Source organism: Planktothrix tepida PCC 9214, assembly GCF_900009145.1.
GTDB lineage: Bacteria > Cyanobacteriota > Cyanobacteriia > Cyanobacteriales > Microcoleaceae > Planktothrix > Planktothrix tepida.
The window spans coordinates 132,448-151,514 of record NZ_LN889796.1 but is presented as its reverse complement, the minus strand read 5'-3'; the positions used below and the strand labels follow the sequence as shown (position 1 = coordinate 151,514).

Here is a 19,067-nt window from a genome sequence, read left to right as displayed (position 1 = left end):
ACAAACCAAACCCTTGAGATTAATCAATGTTGAAAATTCAATCCAGCTTGACGGGCTGCGACAATATAACGAAAGATATATTCAGCTAGTTCAACATGGTTTTCGGCGGCTTCTGGAGAAGCAGCCCAAACCGTTACTCCGTGATTTCTAATTAATAATGCGGGTACATCAGGAGTCGTATTCTTAAACCGTTGAATAATATTTTCTGCAATGCGAGGAACTTCTAAATAATTCTCAAAAACAGGCATATAAACTTTAGGGTTTTCTTCCCAAATCCCTAACCCTTTTAACATTTCAATGGGAGGTAAAGGCAGTTGTTCATGATCAATAAAATTGGATACTAATTTTGCTTCCACCGAATGAACATGATAACAAGCATTGGCTTCAGGAAATAAAGAATAAATCGCTTGATGAATACTGGTTTCTGCGGAAGGTTTATTCTGAGGAGAGGGATTTTCTAAGACTTCTCCCGTTAAAGAAATTCTCACAAAATCTTCTACAACTAATTTACCTTTTTGTTTACCACTGGCGGTAATCCAAAAACTATTATCGGGCATTTTAGCCGAAAGATTTCCAGCCGTTCCCGCCATCCAACCCAGTTGATAAAATTGGCGAGACGCATGAATTAAAGCTTGACGTGGATCGTTCATGAAATCAGTTATCAGTTATCAGTTATCAGTTATCAGTTATCAGTTATCAGTTATCAGTTATCAGTCGGGACAATTGATGAATTATCCTGACTTAGGGAGGGGTTGGGTTCTGTATTTTATTATTGATCAAATCATAGGGTTTTCAACCTGCCCCTATAAGGGATTACGATTGGTTAAATTTTTCTAAGGCGCGACGCAGGGCACTGTCGGGTAAGGTTTCCCAATTGAAAGATTGATCAGCCTGATAATAATCTAACGCTTGAAAGAACGCTTGAACCCCCGCAGAGGGGCCATCGGGATGATCCATAATTCCCGTTCCCGCATTGAGAATCACATCTTGGCCATAATCGTTGAGTGCTTGGGGGACAATTCCGGGGTGAATTCCCGCCGAGGGAACCGGAAAAACGTTGCGCGATCGCAAAATATCCCTAATTTTCTGTTCTTCGATTGGATCAAAGGGTAAACTGCCATAATGGGCCGGATATAACACCGCATCCGCCCCAGCATGGGCCATCAATGTTCCGAGGACGACGGAATAGGAAAAACCCGTATCACCAGAGGCACATAACGCCCCCGCCAAGGCAGGATGGGCGAAAATGGGAACATTTACCTCTGGATCGGCGGCAAGGGCTTCTAAGACCGAAAAACCGTAGGTGAGAACATTTAATAACAAAGCATTTGCCCCTTCTTGAACCAGAATTCGAGCTTTTTCTAATAGGGTTTGGGCGTTTCCAGTAACATTAATAGCATACAAAACCGTGCGTCCGGTTTCTTGTTTAATTTGGTCTAAAATTGGGCGACAAGCTCTTAACCGTTCTAGGGTGGGGGCTGTGTCTAAATCCCCCATAATTTCATCATCTTTAATAATATCTAATCCCGCCGTTGCCACTTGTTCTAAAATAGTCGCATGATCTGTAGCTGATAGTCCTAAAGCGGGTTTAAAGATTGCCATAATTAAAGGACGATCAACAACATTTAATTGTTGACGAATTCCGGTTATCCCAAATTTAGGCAACTGACCATAATTATTATCGAGTCTAACCGCAACTATTTTACCAACTCCAGCCATTGAATATTTACCAAAAATCATGGTTAACAAGCTGGAAATATCATTTTCAACGTTAATTTCAGGAAATCGAACCGTTGCAATATTATAACCTTGTTCATCGGTTTTAACGTTAATGACTTCGGCTAAATGCGATCGCAAACTATCTTCTCGATGGCTAAATCTTTCGTCCCAGGTTCCTGCGGTTTGTCCAATAGCAATCACTTTCGCCTGACGAAACGCATCAATATTAGGAGGAAAACGATAATCTACTTCAATGGTCATGGTTTTCTATTTTGGCAATTATTATCATTGCAGTAGAGACGTTGCATGCAACGTCTCTACAAATTAATTCAAAGCTAAGGTTTTTTTCGGTCTTCTGGAAAAAATTCTAATTTCTGTATCGGTATATTCAGGAGTCCAACCTTTTGTTGTAGTAAAATAACGAACAGCTTTAATCCGCCGAGTTTCTGTTAAGTAAAACCAATGTTCTGTATTTGCAGGAACGTTAATATATTCTTCCGCTTCAACGGTTAATTCTACTTGACTTCCATCGGGACGGACAAAGCCAAAAACTCCTTCTCCATCAATAATATAACGCACTTCATCATCCGCATGAATATGACATTGTTCAAATTTTGCTAATAAGGTTTCTAGGTTAGGAGTATCCGGGTTAAGCACAATTAAATCACGAGATTGATAACCTACTTTTTGTTTTAATTCTTCAAAATATTGATCTAGTCCTTGCAAAACATCTTCTTTTTCTTCATCGTTTAATGCAGGTTGATTGACTAATTCTACGACTTGAGCATCGGTTCCCACAGACCAATGGTTTAAATGAATATTCAAACAAGCTAATTCTCGTTGAATTTCATCGAGTTGGGTGTAGGTTGTTCCGTCTTCTAATTGTAAAACTGCCATGCTTCACCTCCGCAGTATGAATTGTTTTTAATCATAAACTATTATACTAGCAAAAAAATTATGGTTGTTGGGCTTGAGTCCCTAGAAAGATAGGCTGAAGCCCAACAACTTCGATAATTTTGCCTGGTTCCCTAGTTTTACCACAGAACCCTGTTCAGGAGGCTCCGCCACCTTAAGCAGAAATTTGGCTAAACAATTTAATCATTTTTTGCTTTTCTTCAGAATTAACTGTTTCCCACTCCCTAGCAATATTCAAATCTTTATTAACCTTAGATAATTCTAATAAATTCGGCTTAATTCTATTTCGGTAATTTTTCTCGTTACATAACCAGTGCAATATATCGGATAAGTGCCAGATTGAAGGAGTTCCCCCATAGATAGGCTGTGGAGATTTGAGTTCATCCTTCATCATTAAATTACGAATATTTTGCCGCGTACATCCAAGCAATTTAGCAACCTCAGTTAAACTCACAAAATCTGGGCTAACTTCAATCAAAACTGCCTGGGGAATAGCCCGTTTAACATCCCGAATTGCACTATAAACCGCTTCTGTTGCTGATGAAGATTCTCGGATAAAGTTGAGAGCAATTCTCCCCTTTTTCCCAATTCCAATTAAGGCATCATCACAACCTTCTATTGCTAAAGTCTCTAAATAATGATCGAGATTGACCGGAGTATCGGGAAGATTAAAGGTTAAAATAAAATCATATTTTGGCATTTGTTAATTCTCCTCTTCTTCAATATCTGGTTTAGGATGTTTTTTCCTAGACATAAAAGTTTGAGCTTGTATAAATTATAGTTTATTGTGTTTAAATTGTCAAGTGACAACTTATTATAACTGCGATGGAGTGAATAATTTTGCCCGGTTTTGTCTAGTTCCCTGGTTCTACCTGGGAACCATATTCAGGAGGCTCCGCCTCCGATAAACAGCAGGCGGAGCCTGATTAAAGTATTGCTAACAAGAAAACAGTTTGTTGTTGGGCTTTAGCCCCTAAAAAGATAGGCTAAAGCCCAACAACAGGCGATCGCATTTCAACTGCGTTAAAATTAAATTATGATTAAGATGTAGGTTATCATCATGACCCAAACTTCCTTAAAAACACTTTATGATATTGATTTTGCACTGTGGATTGAAGATACCGTTAATCAGTTAAAATCTCGAAATATTGAAAACTTAGATTGGGACAATTTAATTGAGGAGATTGAATCTTTGGGGAAGCGGGATAAACGAGAATTAGAAAGTCGGTTAACAACGTTGTTTGAACACGCTTTGAAACGGTGTTATGTTCCGTTACCCGATTGTTATCGAGGTTGGGAAGTAACTATTTCTCGAACGCAACAGGATATTAAAAAACAGTTAAAGGATTCACCGAGTTTGAGGAATTATTTACAAGAAATTTATCTTGATTGCTATCAGGAAGCTTTGGAAAATATGAGAATTGAATATGATGCAGAATTTCCTGATGTTTGTCCGTTTCCCCAGGATGTAGACAGTTTATTAACGGGGAAATTTTGGGAAACACCCCTATAAAACCCTAATTCAAGGATTCTAAAAATGCTTGAACACTCCCATCCGGCTGTAAAACTAACCGAATTTTAGGAGTTTTTCCTGACTCCAAAGGAGACACAAAAGGTTTCCCTATTTCTGGGAAATCCAGTTGTTTTTGACGATTAACCGCAGGTTGACCCACCGGGTTAATACTTTGCAAAGAACCATCGGAATTAAGGGTTAAACTATATTGTAACGTGCGTTTTAAGTTTTTAGGAGGATACCAAATATTTTGGAAATAGTTTCTAACTTCTGCTACTTGCGGAATTTGATCAAATAGGGTGGTATCTTGTTGACGAGTTGCTGCAATTGTTTGCGGACGTTTATTCAATTGAGCTAAATAATTTTCTTCATCAGTATTAGAATTTTCAGCAGAAAGATTTGACGGTTTTTCAGCCGTTTTTTCAGGAGAAGGAACTTCTAAAATAATCGGGGTTTGTGCATTTTTTAAAGTGGGTAATTCAATGNATTAGGGGGCGGAATTTGAACGGTTTGGGACGGTTGGGTGGCGGTTTGAGTTTGGGGTTGGCGATAGAGATTAATCAGTTTAATTAAACCTGTTAAACAACCAATAGAAATGATAATAAATAAAATCGTTTTGAACCATTCCGGTGTGGTTTTTTCTAAGGATTTTAGATTCGGTAATTGTTCGGCTTCCGTTGCATATTCGTCTAAGGCGGTGGCGAGATCAAAGAGTTGTAAAACGCTTAAATGAACTAAAGATTGGGCAGAATTATCGGATAAATTACCTAAAAATAAATTATGATATAATAAGCCATCGGGTTTAATGGTAATTTCTGAAGGTTCGCCGTCAAAAATTACATAAGCTGGGGTATTTTCAGTGGAATAATTAAGGGATAAAGTTTCAGATTGATGAGTAGATTTGGGAGAAAAATTAAGAAAATTTTGAATATAATTTTTAATAACTGTATAGAGGGTTTCTAGTTGGGTGCGATCGCCTTCAATGGTAATATGATCGGCATCGGGTAAACGCGGATCATCAAAGCAAAGTTTGAATTTAAACTGTTCTAAAATCGGTTGTTGTTTCAGACGAGATAGAAAAGAACGTTTCGCCTGAACTTCCAAGGTACAAGTTGGGGGGGTATAGCGTCGAATAATCATCATAATATCTTAACCATTAAGGATAAACTAGACTGGCGACTCTATCAATGTTAACCATAATTGTTCATGGCTATCGGGTTTACTATAAAATAATAAATCAATCAGTAATTTAATGGCTAGGGTATCAAGGTCTAAGGGGGTTTTAGGGTTTGAGGTCATCCATTGTTGATAACTGTCCTTAAAGGTATCTAAATAGTCCCGCAGCAAGGTGACTTGACGAAATTCTGTTTTTTGATGTGCCATTTGTTCCACTAACCCTAATGCACGGCGAATTAACACTTGATCCTGTTGAGCAATATAACAAATAATCAGAACCAGCGATCGCATTTCTTCAATAGATAGAGGATTTTGTTCTGAATGTTTTTGTAATAATTGAATTTGATCAGGAACAAAAGCCTCTATTTTTAGCAGAGTTCCGACTTGTAAAATCGTTTCTAAAGCTATTCCGGTTAAGGCTTCAATGGCTAATAATAATAACTGAATTTTAACCGTAATTTCACCCCATTGTTCGGGTTGGGGATCAAGGTTTAAATCGTCTCTATTTGGGTTTGATTTTTGCTCATCATTAGCATCAGAATTTAGCATGGACTCAGGGAAAGAATTGTACAACAACCTCTTTTAATGAAAGGGTCGCCGTAGAGACGCGCCATGGCGCGTCTCTACAGGGGTTTAGTGGTTAAACCCAAAAATTAGCGATTTACTAAATAAGCAATTGTAACACCTATTCCCCCATCATTTTGTGGAGCTAATTCAAATCGTTCCACTAACGGATGGTTGGTCAAAAATTCATGAACTCCCTTTCTCAGTTGTCCGGTTCCTTTTCCATGAATAATCCAAATTGCTCCAAAATCATGAATTTGACCCAACATTCGATCTAGTTCAATTTCGGCTTCCGAGGTACGTTTTCCTCGAAGATCAATTGTATTTTTAGACGTTCTAACAATAGGTTGTTCTGGTTTTTGTTCCTTTTCAGGAGTGGGTTCTTTTTTCCGTTCTGGAAGTTTAGGAATAGTCGGTTTTAAGCCTTCTAAGGACTCAATTTCGGCTAACCCTACAGTCATTTTCATGATGCCAAAACGCACGGTAATTTCACCATCAGAAGTCGGTTCACTTAACACCTCAGCCGTTTGACCAAACCGGGGAATTCTAATCCGATCTCCGACTTTCGGTTTAAACTCTGGCGGCGGTTTAGGGGGTTCTTTTCGAGAGGGTAAATACTGTTGAGCAATTTGATTTAAAGCCTCCGTTGCTTGGGTGGTATCTTGACCCGTTGGGGTTCCTTGTTGTAAGCGCCGAATCACTTTAGCAATTTCTGATTTAGCTTGAATTAAAGTGTCTTGAATTGCCTGTTCTTGAACTTGCTTTAACTCCCGTTCTCTTTGTTTTAATGCGGCTGCTTTTTGGGCTAATTCCTGATGCAAACGTTCTGTATCTTTTAATAACTGACTAGCGGCTTTAGCTTTGGTTTCCTGTTGACGACGTTGGGCTTCTAACCCCGCAATAACTTGATTAACTTCCTCGGAACTTTCCCCGACATAACTCGCCGCTTGTTCGACAATTTCTGAGTTTAATCCTAAACGTTTGGCAATGGTTAACGCATTAGAACGCCCTGGAATTCCCCATAATAATCGATAGGTGGGTTGTAAGGATTGTTCATCAAATTCAACGGAGGCATTTTCAAACCGTTCATCTTCATATTTTAACGATTTCAGTTCGCCAAAGTGAGTGGTGGCAATAGTTAATAAGCTATGATCCGCTAAATATTGTAAAAGGGCGATCGCTAAAGCACTGCCTTCCGTTGGATCGGTTCCTGCCCCCACTTCATCTAATAGAATTAAACTCGAAGATCGAGTCTTTTCTTCCGTCTCACCTTGAGAATTAATAGCTGCTAAAATCCGACTAATCCTGCGAATATGACCGGAAAATGTCGATAAACTTTGCTCAATGGATTGTTCATCTCCAATATCAGCTAAAACCTGCTCAAACCAAGGTAATTCTACGGGTTCTCTCGCCGGAATAAATAACCCCACCTTTGCCATTAATGCTGCTAATCCAATAGTTTTTAAAGTAACCGTTTTACCCCCGGTATTAGGGCCAGTAATGGCTACAACTCGAATTTTGGGATGAATTAAAACATCAATGGGAATAACAGGGAAGCCTTGTTCCTGTTGCTGTTGCCACACTAATAAAGGATGGCGAAGTTGTCGGAGGTTAATAGGATTTGAAGTTGCCTCTTCTGAGGATTCTACATCAATAAATTTGGGGGGATTCGCTTCTAACCACAGGCTATAACGAGCTTTAGCAACGGCTAAATCCAAAGTAGTGACAATGATTAATAATCGTTCTAAATCAGGTTTAACCGCTCCAACTTGTTCGCTTAAAGCTTGTAAAATAATTTCTTCTTCGGCTTTTTCTTGCCGTTGAATTTGTCGGAGTTGATTATTGAGATCAATGGTGGCTTTCGGTTCAATATAGAGGGTTGAACCGGTGGTTGAGCTATCATGAACAATCCCTGGAATTGCATCTTTTTGAGACGCTTTTACAGGGATAACAAAGCGATCGCTCCGTTGGGTAATTAATTGTTCTTGAACTGCATTAGATTTTCGTTGAATAATATTTTGTAGAATCCCATAAATTCGATCTCGAAGACTGCGTAACCGTCCCCGAATTTCTCCTAATTTAGGGCTGGCGCGATCGGCAACATCTCCCCGTTCATCAATACAGCGATGAATCTCCTGTTCTAATTCAGGATAGGTTCGCAATTCTGAGATTAAGTCTGTTAAAATAGGAATATCAGATTGGTTATCAATACTACGTCTTAACTGCCTTGCACCTGCTAAAGTCGTTGCAATATTAAGCAGTTCATTTCCTGATAACATTCCTAGGCGTTCTACCCGTTCTAAATAAACGCCAATGTCTTCAATTCCTTCAAATTTTAAACCCGTTTGTCGCAGTTCTAAGGTGTAAGCTTCTTTAGTTTGAGCTAACAGTTGCAGGGTTTGGTGTACAGTCGTGGGAATCTGTAAATGCTGCGCCGCCACAGCACCGAGTTTTGTCGCCGTAAAGGTGGATAAATGGCGACATAACCGTTCCCATTCTAATAGATCTAGGGTTTCTGTTTGAATCAATGCCTCAAAATTTAAAAGTGTAATGTTGACATACTACATCATTGTAACTGATTTGGGAATTTTCTTCAATCCTCCCTAGGAAGAGATAGGGTGGAAAGGCGGAAATCACGATGATTTTAACCTTAAAATTCTTTCTGCAACGGCGGGTAAAACTGGGATGACGGATAAACGATTTCCCCGTTTTACAACGCCAAATTCTTCAGAATTAAAGGTTTGTTTCAGGGTATTTAAACTAATCATACGCTGAAATTGCTCCACAAATTCAACTTTCACCGTATACCATCTCGGAGAATTGGGCATAGCTTTCGGGTCAAAATAGGGACTCTGAGCATCAAATTGAGTGGGATCAATCAGATGATTTTCAATAATTTTAGCGAGTCCCACAATTCCGGGAAGTTTAGTATTAGAATGATAAAAAAACGCCAGATCCCCAATTTGCATTTCTTTAAGGAAATTTCGCGCTTGGTAATTTCTAACCCCATCCCAGAGGGAAATGTGATCGCGTTTTAAATCCTCAATACTATAAACATCCGGTTCAGATTTCAGTAACCAATAATTCATCATCCTTAACTTTTTAAAGCCGTCTCCATTAAAATATCATGGGCGCATAATTCGGGAGCATTTTCAGCAGGACGACGTTGAATATATTGACCATCAGGTTGTAAATCCCAAGCTTTACGATTATCGGATAACATAATTCCTAAAATCTCTTCTAACTCTTTAGCAATATCAGGATCTTGAATGGGAGTTATCGCTTCAACGCGGCGATTTAAGTTGCGGGGCATCCAGTCGGCTGAACCAATATAAACCTCCTCCTGTCCGCCATTATTAAAATAGAAAATCCGAGAATGTTCTAGGAATCGTCCAATAATACTAATCACCTTAATATTATCACTAATTCCTTCTAAACCGGGACGCAAACTACACATTCCTCGGACAATTAAATCAATCCCCACCCCCGCTTGAGAAGCTGCATATAAAGCTTCAATAATTTCCGGGTCAACTAAGGAATTCATTTTAGCAACGATTCGACCTGTTTTACCTTGATGAGCGTGTTCGGTTTCTCGATCAATTAAGTCTAAAAATCGTTGTCGCATATTCACAGGCGCAACCAACAATTTCCGATAGGATTGTTGACGGGAATATCCGGTTAAAAAATTGAATAAATCTGTTAAATCTGCTCCCAGTTCAGGTCGGGCACTTAATAATCCTAAATCGGTATACAGTTTAGCTGTTTTATAATTATAGTTTCCGGTTCCAATATGAACATAACGGCGAATTCCGTCCGCTTCCTGACGCACGACCATCACAACTTTAGTATGGGTTTTTAGTCCGACTAATCCATAAACAACATGAACCCCCGTTTGTTCTAGTTTTTTCGCCCATTGAATATTATTTTCTTCATCAAATCGAGCTTTAATTTCGACTAAAACCGCAACCTGTTTTCCATTTTCTGCCGCATCAATTAAAGCCGTGATAATCGGAGAATCCCCGGAAGTACGATATAAAGTCATTTTAATCGCTAAGACATTCGGATCATGGGCAGCTTGATTAATAAACTGTTGAACTGTTGCCGAAAACGATTGATACGGGTGATGCACTAAGACATCTTTTTGTCGTAAAATCGCAAAAATATCTTTTTCATCTTCTCCTGATGTCGTTGGAATAATATCTTCACTATCCTTCATCCAACGCGGTAAAACCGCACTCCAAGGTTTATCTTTTAATTCGGGTAAGGGTAAACTGAGAAAAAACATTAAATCCCGGAGTCCCATTAACCCATCTACCGTATAAATATCTTCTGATTCTAATTCTAATTCATCGGCTAATAAACTGCGTAAATAATCGGGCATTGAACTATTAATTTCCAGACGAACAACAGATCCTCCAACGCGGCGTTTTCGCAATTCTTGTTCAATGGCTAATAATAAATCATCCGCTTCATCTTCTTGAACCGCTAAATCAGCATCCCGTGTAATCCTAAAAATGTAATAATCTTGAATATCCATTCCGGGAAATAACGATTCTAAATTATGGGCAATTACTTGACCAATGGGAACCCCAATCCAAGCCGCAAATTCCCCATTGGCTTGTCCTCGTAATTCTTTAGGTAAGGAAATAAATCGCGGAAAAGAACTCGGTACTTTCACCCGCGCAAATAATTCTTCTTTGGTTTCGGGATTTTTGAGAACAACCGCTAAATTTAAACTCAGATTTGATAAATAGGGAAAGGGATGGCTGCGGTCGATGGCTAAGGGCGTTAAAACCGGGAAAATTCCCTCTTCAAAATAACGCTGTAAATAGGTTCGTTGTTCTTGATTGAGATCAATATAATTTAATAAGTGGATTCCATTTTTAGTTAATTCGGATTTAATCTGTTGTTCAAAATATTGATGCTGTTCCGTGACCATCGGTAACAACCGTTCATGAATGGCATTGAGTTGTTGTTGGGGTGTCCGACCATCGGGAGTAACTTTATTCACTTGAGCTTCAATTTGTCGCTTAATTCCAGCAACGCGCACCATAAAAAATTCATCTAAATTAGAACTAAAAATCGCTAAAAATTTCAGTCGTTCTAACAAAGGTGTTCGAGGATCTAAAGCTTCTGCTAAAACGCGACGGTTAAACTCTAACCAACTCAGTTCTCGGCTGAGATAATATTGAGGAGCTTTAAGATTGATGTCTTTGGTAATTTTTGGCTCGGTTTTTTTAGATTTGGACATAATTGAAGATTTCAGATCGGGTAAACCTAACCTTTATTGTAATTCTTTAGGGTCAGAACCGTCGCAAAAACCCAGTTTTTTAAGAGAATGAAGTGATGGCAGATTCAGGAAGAGAATAAAAAGCTCAGTTTTTTGGGGTTAGTACGTCAGTTCTGAGGGTAAAAAGGGGGAAACATGAAGTTGACTTGAGAAAACCAGATCCATCTAGGTTAGATTCTGGTTAATAAATGTTTAAATTTAGGAAGATATTACAACTTAAAATTCATCCCCACTATTTTATCAATGCTAGTTCAGCCAATTCAAAGCTTGACTAATTTGTTCGGCTAATTTTAAGGGTCGAAAAGGTTTTGCAAATACAGCCGCTACCTCCATTCCTGAAAAATTTTCTCGTTCCCACTGTTGAGCTTTTGCGGTCACTAAAATCACCGGAATATTTTGGGTATGGGGATTAGATTTTAAATATTCTAGTGTCACCCTGCCATCCATATCAGGCATCATCATATCTAATAAAATAGCATCGGGTTGATGGTTAGCAGCAAGGCTTAATGCTTCTTCGCCACAACAAGCCGTAATCACCTGCCAACCTGCCCCTAGTTCTAATCCTAATTTAGCGATCGCCCGGACATCGGGTTCATCATCTACAATTAAAATTTGTTTGTTCAGCATAACATTTATCCCTGTAATCTGATTAGTTTGCGTCCTTATTGGTGACAGAGTTAACTCCATATTTTAACTCAAAATCGAGAAAATATCGAGAATTTGTTTAGAGTTAATTCTAGGAGTGAGTTTAACAGATAGGAAGCATCACATAAAATATACTTCCCTGTCCTAAATGACTTTCAGCCCAAATTTTTCCTTGATGTTGTTCAACCATCAGGCGACAAATTGCTAATCCTAAACCTGTCCCGTTCTTGGTTCGAGAATCAGAAGCATCCACTTGTTCAAAGCGCTCAAAAATGATTTCTAGTTTATCAGTAGGAATTCCTCGACCCTGATCTTTAACTTGCAAACAAATGTAAGAAATTTGTGAGCCATTTTCCTTTAATTTTACCACTTGTGCGCTCATCCAAACCTTCTGTTTCGGTTCAGAAAATTTAATGGCATTACTTAATAAATTTGTTAAAATTTGAACGATGCGATCTGGATCTACCCACAGATAAAAATCAAACGGATCAACCTCAAATTTAATTTGAGATTGATCTGCTATGACTTGCATTGCTTCTTGAGCTTTAATCATTAAATCTGCTAAATTACAGTAAACCTTTTGTAAGGAAATTTTACCCGATTTCATTCGTTCTAAATCCAGAATATTATTCACCAGTCGAATTAATCGTTCTGTATTATTAATCGCAATGCTTAATAAATTTTTCCCTTGTTCTGTTAGCAGTCCTAACTGTCCCGATGCTAATAAATCTAATCCCCCCACTAAAGAAGTTAATGGAGTTCTTAATTCATGACTGACTAAAGAGATAAATTCATTTTCTAAACGGCGACGTTCATTAATATTTCGGGAAACCCCGACCACTAATTGATCTCCCTGAGCATCTTGAGAAACAGACCAATTTGAACTATACCAATTCCAGGTTCCATCTTGATGTTTAACCCGAAATTCAATATCGAATTCTTGTTTTCCGCTTGTAATGACCGTTTGAAAGACAGTAAAAGTTTTCGATATATCCTGTGGATGGATAAAGAGTGTAAAGAGTTGTCCTTCAAGTTCATGAGGGAAATAGCCAGTTAATGTTAATAAATTAGGCGCGATATATAATAATATTCCTTCGGCATTCATTAAATAAATTATATCATGAGCCGTTTCAACAATTCGTCTAAATTTTTCTTCACTAGCTTTTAAATCCGCTTCGGCTCGTTTTTGATCAGTAATATCTCGAAAACACCAAACTCGACCAATAATCGTTTGACCCAACTTTTGAGGACAAGAGTAACGTTCAAAAACGCGACCATCCTTTAATTCTAATAAATCATAACTATCTTGTTCTGGTTGAGAATATAACTCCTTAACCTGTTGAAAAAAAATCTCTGAATCTTTAACTTGATTCGCTAAATATTGTACTCTTTTATAATGATTGGGTTCCTGAAAAAGCTCAGGATGAATTGACCACATTTCTAAAAAATGGCGATTATAGGTAATAATATTACCTTGATTATCAACCGCTAAAACTCCCTCTTGAATTGATTCAAAAGTCGCTTGTTGTAAGGATAGAGAATGTTTAAGAGCATCTTGAGCTTGTCGCCGTTCCGTCGCGTCGGTTCCAACGGACAAAATTTCTATCAGTTCACCTTTGGCATTAAAAATTGGTCGATTTGACCAAACAACCCAAGCGCGTTCACCCTGTTTACAACTATTTTCATTTTCATTTAAACTATAATTTTCACGATGATGACAAATATCATCCATTAAAGCCTGTAAATCCCGTCCTGATGTTTCCGTTTCAGGAACAATTGTTCCAACTACATTTTGACCGATAATTTCTTCAAGTTGGAATCCAAAAAAATTTTGTCCATAATTATTTAGAAATTTAATATTACCTTTTGCATCCCATCTCAAAATAATACAATTTGCGGTTTCGACTAAATCTCGATATTGAGATTCTCGTGCTTTTAACGCTTCTTCTGCTTGTTTTTTCTCAGTAATATTCCGTCCTAAAACTACTAATCCTTTACGAATCCATAAAATTATGATTTCCTGTCCCTGAAGATTTAAAACCTTTCCTGAAATCCTTAAAAAAAATAGTTCTTCTCCTCGTTGTAGTTCATAATTGATGGGACAATGATTGCCCTTTTCTATTTCTGGGTTAAGATAAGTTGATGTTGAAATCGGTTTTCCGTTTTGGGTGAAGGGCAGACAATCATTTAAGGAAAGATCCACAAGAGAATTGAATTCAAAGGAATGATTTTCTCTACAGTCTAAAACCAACTCTTTAAAGGCTGTATTATAACCTTGAATTCGAGCCTCTTTCGTTAGCCAAACGCAAGCATCTGTTAGATAATCTAAGCTGATACTGAGAAGGGTTAAAATAGAGGATTCTGTTGCACATAAATCGGGCGATAAGGTAATCATAAATTTGACCCTGTTCATAGAGGTTCAAAATCAATTCCTGGTTTCTCAGAGTCTAATTTATTCCTCAATCGGTTTAGCCTGATTTATTAAGATCTGGGATTCTGACAAACAGATCCATTCTAATAATCTTGAGCTAAAATTCCACAACTTGCCACAGTCGAAGTACCATAGAAATTAGGGTTTATGTCAAACCAACCCCACTGAAAATCTAAGGTTTGATGACGTTGGCGGAGGATGAGATGGCAGTTAAATTGGAACGCCCAATTTTAATGGGAGGGATTGGACTTTCGTTAGGTCTGTGGCTGTTGCAAAGTCTTCAGCATTCAGCGTCCGAATTCGGACAAATGATGCTGTTTAGTTTAGCGTTAGGAAGCGCCGGACTGTGGTGGTGGAAGCAACAAGGGACAGAACCTCTGCAATTGTCGCCCCCTCCAGAATCGTTAAATCAGGATTTAGTGGAAAAAGCGATCGCCCAAACCCAAGCTCTGATCCAACGTCTAGCCACTGAAACGGCAACTCAGGACAGCCGTTTAGAAGCCCTACAGCAGCAAACAGAACAACTCAAGACTCATCTGCAACGAACAAACCTAAATATCGCCCTGGTGGGTAACAAAGGCGTGGGAAAAACAGCTTTGTTACAACGGTTGCAGTCGGACTGGCTGACTCAACAGTCTCAAACTTTAAGTTTGACAGAAGTTTCAGCAACCGATCTCAATTCTCCTATCCCCAATTTAACGACTGCGGATGTGGTTTTGTTTGTGACCGGGGGAGATTTAACTGACCCGGAATTTAAAATTCTTTCTGGACTGGTGGCAAATTACCATCGAGTTATTTTAGTGTGGAATAAGCAAGATCAATATTTAGTCGGTGATCAACCTGTAATTTTGCAACAGTTAAAAACCACATTAACTGGGGTGTTATCCTCGGATGATATTATTGCGATCGCCGCGTCTCCAAATCCGGTGAAAGTTCGTCAACATCAAGAGGATGGAACCGTTCAAGAATGGCTAGAAGCGCAATCACCGATTCTGGATTTGTTAACAAAACACCTTGATTTTATTGTCAGTCAAGAACAACAAGCTTTAGTATTAGCAACAACCTATCGGGAAGCATTAGGGTTGCGACAAGAGGCGAAAGAAATTGTTAATCAATTACGTCGAGAACAGGCGTTACCTTTGATTGAACAATATCAATGGATTGCGGCGGCGGCAACAGTAGCGAATCCAGTTCCAGCTTTAGATATGTTAGCAACGGCGGCGGTTAATGCTCAATTAGTCATGGATTTAGGGGCGATTTATCAACAAAAATTCTCCCTTCAGCAAGGTCAAGAAGTTGCAACGACGATTAGCACTCAGATGTTGAAATTAGGGTTTGTGGAAATCTCCACCCAAACTTTAACCTCATTGTTGAAAAGTAATACCGTGACGTTTATCGCCGGAAGCCTAGTTCAGGGGGTCAGCGCGGCTTATTTAACCCGAATTGCTGGGTTGAGTTTAATTGAGTATTTCCAAGCGCAGGATATCCAGTTAGAAGCCCCTGAAAATCCAAGCCTGAATTGGGATAACCTCAAGAAAACCCTGCAAACGGTCTTTCAGCAAAATCAACAAGCCAGTTTATTACAGTCCTTTGTGACACAGGCGATCAATTATTTTACGGTGCAATTCAAACCCAAGCAAACTGTTGAATCCTCCGTGTCTTAGGTTGTTTCCCCTCTGTGTTCCCCAGTCCTCAAAAAAAGTTTGGGAACTGGGTTTACATTTCTGGAGTTTATGCTATAGTTAGAAATTGTGAAACGCACTGCGGGTGTAGTTTAGTGGTAAAACTATAGCCTTCCAAGCTATTAATGCGGGTTCGATTCCCGCCACCCGCTTTACAAAACACTATATTTATTCATTCCCTCTAACCCCTACCCTATCTACGGCGTAGGGGTTTTTAATTATTGGGATTAACAATTTAACTTTCTCAGAATTTGACTCGTATTTGACTCGCACGAGTCAAGCTGACGAGTCAAATTTTAGGTAATCCCTAAACCTTGTTTTCAAACTCTTTAGACATCACCATTCCCCAGACACAACACCGCCAATAATGGTCAATCCTTATTTAATAGCCGGAGTAACGGCAGTCAACCTCACCCCAATTTTTAATCCCAACAACAACGACAGCGATCGCTCTCCCAATCCCCCAAGAAACTTGATAACGGAAACGGTCAGAGCCAGACTTTCAATGTCTACCCCACACAATATAAGTAAGCCTGGAACAACAGGCCCCTATCATTTATATCTACGGTTCTGCCAAACCACTGCGGTCAGATTTCAGGACTGGGTGAGTCGTTGGCTCTGAGTTGTTGCAGCGTCTCTCGGATTCTGGGTTTAAATTTTCCCACAGTATTACCCTGGAAGCTTAGGACTCTATTTAATACCCGGATTGCCTCAGAGATAACTGGATTGTTAACCCCCCAAATACCCCACTGATTCAGTGCCACCGCTTATTCCAGGTTTTTAGGCGCCGCTTTAATCACAGTAGCCACAGCAGTAGGAATATTAGTAATATTTTTTTGAATTTTGAGTTTAAATTTTATTCATTTGTATATCTAACTGGTGCAACTGGTGCAAACCCTTGATATATAAGGCTTCAACTGGTGCAACAACTGGTGCAGAACTGGTGCAGAACTGGTGCAACTGGTGCAAGTTCTCTAAAAATCACCCCCAACAGACAACCCCCTTTGACGGAATGGGACACCGGGGGGATTGCGATCGCAATTGTTAAAATAAACTTGAATACAAGTATTGAGGAGCTAAGGAAACAGAATGAAGAACTGAACACTACCCTTGAGACTAATACCCTAAAAACCGAGTTGAATAAGGGTAAACAAAACTTGAATACAGGTATAGTTACAACAGAACAATCAAACCTGAATACAAGTATATGTACGACGGAACAATCAAACCTGAATACAGGTATAAATCAACAAGTAAAGGATATCCTAGAGGATAGCCTAACCTTAAAAGCTAATGCTGGGGGAAAAATTAAAAACGCTATCAGGCAAGCTTTAACCCTACTGAAATAAATTAAATCCCCTTTATTAAATTTAAGGGGGATTTTTATTTAATCAATTTTCATTGCAACAACTGAACTCAAAGATCCTGAATTATAAAAATTGAAAAGAGGCACTCCTAAATTTTCTGTAGATCTCCCTAAAAGATTTATAGGCAATTCTTCTATTTTGTTCATTGCTTCTAAATCATTATTGCTTAATTTATGGATTTCAATTCTTTTGGCAATAAAATCCCAAATAAATTTTAAATAATAAAAATTATTATTTAACAAGTTATTATTCACGCTCCCAAAATAGAGTACAGAGTTTCCAATATAGGGCGATATAAATCTCTGACTAAACAATAAATTTCCGGTTGTGAAATCTGTGTTCATTGCTAAAATGTTATTATTAGCAGGTATGCCAATTCCGACTCTTAATCTGTTTGCGGAAACTGTTGTAAAGGTAGTTTCAAAATTCACGAATAACTCAAGCTTACTGGCAGACAATGGAAATGAAAAAGAATTAAATTGAATATAATTATTTTGGCTATTAGCAGTAAAAGTAAAATTATTAAAAATCAATCCTCTGGTAGCATCCAAAGTATAACCAGAGTTGCTAAAAGTTTTGGTGCTTAAAATTTGGTTTATGTGACTGGTCACACCCCCAAAACCTGCACTATTAGCTGTTCTGAAATCTAACCAACCATTAGTAATATTTAACGAATTTCTAGCAATCAGAATAGGACTAGCCGGTCTATTCCAATCATTGCTAGATAGATTCTTATTCCTAATCTCAACCGGATAACTACCGGAAGTCGTCGCAATACAATCAAAAATTATTTCTTCTGGAGAGATTCTAACATTTGATATTTCCCCAGCGCCACAGATGATTTGAGAATCTGGGATGAAGTTTGATCCTTTAATCGTTATTTCAGAAGGTTGCCCAATTAAAGCGGTTCCCTTTATTTCAGAAATAAAGGGAGTTATTGAATTTGATTTGTTATTGAAATTATTCCAACTTGTCATAAATTTTTAATAATCGCATTAGCTAGTTGAATATTAGCTTTAATGGTTTGACCACTCTCACAAATGGTTTTAATTTGTTGCCCGTTAATCTGCATCGCGTATTCCTGCTGTCCGCTTAATAATTCAAAGCTGTAAAGGGTAGGCGTTGGATCAAATCCAATCCCTATATAAATTGAAATTGGATCACCATTGCTATCGGCTTTATTTTCAAGACTTAAATTAGCAAATCGGACATTGTTACTAGCATCTGCTGGAATAATTTCTACCCCGTCAGCATTATCAGAAATCGTGATTGTTGATGCGGCGCCAAAATCACCGGGAACTAGGTTTTTCTGGGGTGTAGTCGTTGATTGTTTGGAAAATGTTGTCCACATAATTATTTCCTCTGGTGTTTAAATATCTTTAATCTCTACTATTATATACATCCATTTCCGAAACAGGACGCAATATAAAATCTGTTGTGGGTTTTTCCTTCGCTTGTTTACTATCTTTCTTTGTGTACCCGTAATCATTCGAGATATCATCCGCAAAAAATTCTAAATTTTCACCTCCTCCTTTTCCATTAGCGATTTCAGTATCTTCCCGTTGATTTGCGCGATGTTTCTCAATTTTCAATACAGCTTCTTTAACCTTCGATTCAATACTTTCTGCTAGAGCCGCCTTCGGATCTTTTTTGGCTAATCTAGCACCTCGTCTGCTACTGGGGGTGGGAGTAGAAGATTCAATCGATTCGATTACATCATCTTTTTTTGATAATTTAATCTTTCTAGGCATTTTTATTCCTTATT

Annotated in this window: 19 protein-coding genes and 1 tRNA gene; 5 read left to right on the top strand and 15 right to left on the bottom strand. The window is 38.4% G+C overall.

Features of this window, described 5'->3' with window-relative positions; all coding sequences use genetic code 11:
- Positions 1-23 precede the first annotated feature (23 nt).
- The 4 genes from mtnB to PL9214_RS11320 all read right to left on the bottom strand — a co-directional run bounded on the left by mtnB (position 24) and on the right by PL9214_RS11320 (position 3,334).
- A complete protein-coding gene (mtnB, locus tag PL9214_RS11340; protein ID WP_072718925.1) occupies positions 24-650 on the bottom strand; it encodes a methylthioribulose 1-phosphate dehydratase in 627 nt (208 codons plus the stop codon).
- A gap of 163 nt (positions 651-813) precedes the next feature.
- Positions 814-1,980 (bottom strand): RuBisCO large subunit C-terminal-like domain-containing protein, encoded by a 1,167-nt coding sequence (locus tag PL9214_RS11330; RefSeq protein WP_072718923.1) that lies wholly within the window; start codon positions 1,978-1,980, stop codon positions 814-816.
- A gap of 63 nt (positions 1,981-2,043) precedes the next feature.
- Positions 2,044-2,616: a 1,2-dihydroxy-3-keto-5-methylthiopentene dioxygenase gene (locus PL9214_RS11325; RefSeq protein WP_072718922.1), complete on the bottom strand. Its 573-nt coding sequence runs from the start codon at positions 2,614-2,616 to the stop codon at positions 2,044-2,046.
- Between the two features lie 172 nt (positions 2,617-2,788).
- Complete coding sequence (locus PL9214_RS11320) at positions 2,789-3,334, bottom strand: helix-turn-helix transcriptional regulator (RefSeq protein WP_072718921.1); 546 nt, start codon at positions 3,332-3,334, stop codon at positions 2,789-2,791.
- 360 nt (positions 3,335-3,694) lie between these two features.
- Between PL9214_RS11320 and PL9214_RS11315 the strand changes: the two genes are divergently transcribed.
- On the top strand, positions 3,695-4,147 hold the full coding sequence (locus tag PL9214_RS11315) for a DUF29 domain-containing protein (RefSeq protein WP_186440340.1): 453 nt from the start codon (positions 3,695-3,697) through the stop codon (positions 4,145-4,147).
- A 4-nt stretch (positions 4,148-4,151) separates the two neighbouring features.
- On the opposite strand, the gene PL9214_RS11310 is transcribed toward PL9214_RS11315, so the two are convergent.
- The 8 genes from PL9214_RS11310 to PL9214_RS11275 form a co-directional block, all read right to left on the bottom strand.
- The gene (locus PL9214_RS11310; RefSeq protein WP_072718919.1) at positions 4,152-4,496 is read right to left on the bottom strand and encodes a hypothetical protein; all 345 of its coding nucleotides are present in this window, start codon (positions 4,494-4,496) and stop codon (positions 4,152-4,154) included.
- A gap of 116 nt (positions 4,497-4,612) precedes the next feature.
- Entirely contained in the window at positions 4,613-5,287 is a 675-nt protein-coding gene (locus PL9214_RS11305) for a DUF4335 domain-containing protein (protein ID WP_439331534.1), read from the bottom strand.
- 27 nt (positions 5,288-5,314) lie between these two features.
- Entirely contained in the window at positions 5,315-5,872 is a 558-nt protein-coding gene (locus PL9214_RS11300) for a DUF3038 domain-containing protein (RefSeq protein WP_072718917.1), read from the bottom strand.
- Positions 5,873-5,976: 104 nt separating this feature from the next.
- A complete protein-coding gene (locus tag PL9214_RS11295; protein ID WP_072718916.1) occupies positions 5,977-8,415 on the bottom strand; it encodes an endonuclease MutS2 in 2,439 nt (812 codons plus the stop codon).
- A 105-nt stretch (positions 8,416-8,520) separates the two neighbouring features.
- Entirely contained in the window at positions 8,521-8,976 is a 456-nt protein-coding gene (locus PL9214_RS11290) for an EVE domain-containing protein (protein WP_072719121.1), read from the bottom strand.
- 5 nt (positions 8,977-8,981) lie between these two features.
- Positions 8,982-11,138 carry a polyphosphate kinase 1 gene (ppk1, locus tag PL9214_RS11285; RefSeq protein ID WP_072718915.1) on the bottom strand — a complete coding sequence of 719 codons (2,157 nt, stop codon included), beginning with the start codon at positions 11,136-11,138 and terminating at the stop codon, positions 8,982-8,984.
- Positions 11,139-11,423: 285 nt separating this feature from the next.
- Complete coding sequence (locus PL9214_RS11280; protein WP_072718914.1) at positions 11,424-11,804, bottom strand: response regulator; 381 nt, start codon at positions 11,802-11,804, stop codon at positions 11,424-11,426.
- Positions 11,805-11,925: 121 nt separating this feature from the next.
- On the bottom strand, positions 11,926-14,217 hold the full coding sequence (locus tag PL9214_RS11275) for a PAS domain-containing sensor histidine kinase (RefSeq protein ID WP_139295039.1): 2,292 nt from the start codon (positions 14,215-14,217) through the stop codon (positions 11,926-11,928).
- A gap of 239 nt (positions 14,218-14,456) precedes the next feature.
- Here PL9214_RS11275 and PL9214_RS11270 point away from each other — a divergent pair, with 239 nt between their 5' ends.
- The 4 genes from PL9214_RS11270 (at position 14,457) to PL9214_RS11260 (ending at position 17,284) form a co-directional block, all read left to right on the top strand.
- Positions 14,457-15,917: a slr1306 family protein gene (locus tag PL9214_RS11270; protein WP_072718912.1), complete on the top strand. Its 1,461-nt coding sequence runs from the start codon at positions 14,457-14,459 to the stop codon at positions 15,915-15,917.
- Between the two features lie 99 nt (positions 15,918-16,016).
- A tRNA-Gly gene (locus PL9214_RS11265) sits at positions 16,017-16,087 on the top strand.
- A gap of 215 nt (positions 16,088-16,302) precedes the next feature.
- Positions 16,303-16,557: a hypothetical protein gene (locus PL9214_RS30585; protein WP_139295038.1), complete on the top strand. Its 255-nt coding sequence runs from the start codon at positions 16,303-16,305 to the stop codon at positions 16,555-16,557.
- Positions 16,558-16,990: 433 nt separating this feature from the next.
- The gene (locus PL9214_RS11260; protein WP_139295037.1) at positions 16,991-17,284 is read left to right on the top strand and encodes a hypothetical protein; all 294 of its coding nucleotides are present in this window, start codon (positions 16,991-16,993) and stop codon (positions 17,282-17,284) included.
- A gap of 38 nt (positions 17,285-17,322) precedes the next feature.
- Here the strand turns inward: PL9214_RS11260 and PL9214_RS11255 are convergent, their stop codons facing one another.
- The 3 genes from PL9214_RS11255 to PL9214_RS11245 are packed head-to-tail and all read right to left on the bottom strand — an operon-like array spanning position 17,323 to position 19,053.
- Positions 17,323-18,279 (bottom strand): IPT/TIG domain-containing protein, encoded by a 957-nt coding sequence (locus PL9214_RS11255; protein WP_072718910.1) that lies wholly within the window; start codon positions 18,277-18,279, stop codon positions 17,323-17,325.
- On the bottom strand, positions 18,276-18,653 hold the full coding sequence (locus PL9214_RS11250) for a hypothetical protein (RefSeq protein WP_072718909.1): 378 nt from the start codon (positions 18,651-18,653) through the stop codon (positions 18,276-18,278). The genes PL9214_RS11255 and PL9214_RS11250 overlap by 4 nt, the downstream gene beginning before the upstream one ends.
- 28 nt (positions 18,654-18,681) lie before the next feature.
- Positions 18,682-19,053: a hypothetical protein gene (locus PL9214_RS11245; protein ID WP_072718908.1), complete on the bottom strand. Its 372-nt coding sequence runs from the start codon at positions 19,051-19,053 to the stop codon at positions 18,682-18,684.
- Positions 19,054-19,067 lie beyond the last annotated feature (14 nt).

Coding starts and splice junctions, on each gene's coding strand:
- PL9214_RS11320 (WP_072718921.1), bottom strand. CDS start 3,334: ATGCCAAAATATGATTTTATTTTAACCTTTAATCTTCCCGATACTCCG.
- PL9214_RS11300 (WP_072718917.1), bottom strand. CDS start 5,872: ATGCTAAATTCTGATGCTAATGATGAGCAAAAATCAAACCCAAATAGA.
- PL9214_RS11245 (WP_072718908.1), bottom strand. CDS start 19,053: ATGCCTAGAAAGATTAAATTATCAAAAAAAGATGATGTAATCGAATCG.
- PL9214_RS11325 (WP_072718922.1), bottom strand. CDS start 2,616: ATGGCAGTTTTACAATTAGAAGACGGAACAACCTACACCCAACTCGAT.
- PL9214_RS11330 (WP_072718923.1), bottom strand. CDS start 1,980: ATGACCATTGAAGTAGATTATCGTTTTCCTCCTAATATTGATGCGTTT.
- ppk1 (WP_072718915.1), bottom strand. CDS start 11,138: ATGTCCAAATCTAAAAAAACCGAGCCAAAAATTACCAAAGACATCAAT.
- PL9214_RS11255 (WP_072718910.1), bottom strand. CDS start 18,279: ATGACAAGTTGGAATAATTTCAATAACAAATCAAATTCAATAACTCCC.
- mtnB (WP_072718925.1), bottom strand. CDS start 650: ATGAACGATCCACGTCAAGCTTTAATTCATGCGTCTCGCCAATTTTAT.
- PL9214_RS11290 (WP_072719121.1), bottom strand. CDS start 8,976: ATGAATTATTGGTTACTGAAATCTGAACCGGATGTTTATAGTATTGAG.
- PL9214_RS11250 (WP_072718909.1), bottom strand. CDS start 18,653: ATGTGGACAACATTTTCCAAACAATCAACGACTACACCCCAGAAAAAC.
- PL9214_RS11315 (WP_186440340.1), top strand. CDS start 3,695: ATGACCCAAACTTCCTTAAAAACACTTTATGATATTGATTTTGCACTG.
- PL9214_RS11280 (WP_072718914.1), bottom strand. CDS start 11,804: ATGCTGAACAAACAAATTTTAATTGTAGATGATGAACCCGATGTCCGG.
- PL9214_RS11275 (WP_139295039.1), bottom strand. CDS start 14,217: ATGATTACCTTATCGCCCGATTTATGTGCAACAGAATCCTCTATTTTA.
- PL9214_RS30585 (WP_139295038.1), top strand. CDS start 16,303: ATGGTCAATCCTTATTTAATAGCCGGAGTAACGGCAGTCAACCTCACC.
- PL9214_RS11270 (WP_072718912.1), top strand. CDS start 14,457: ATGGCAGTTAAATTGGAACGCCCAATTTTAATGGGAGGGATTGGACTT.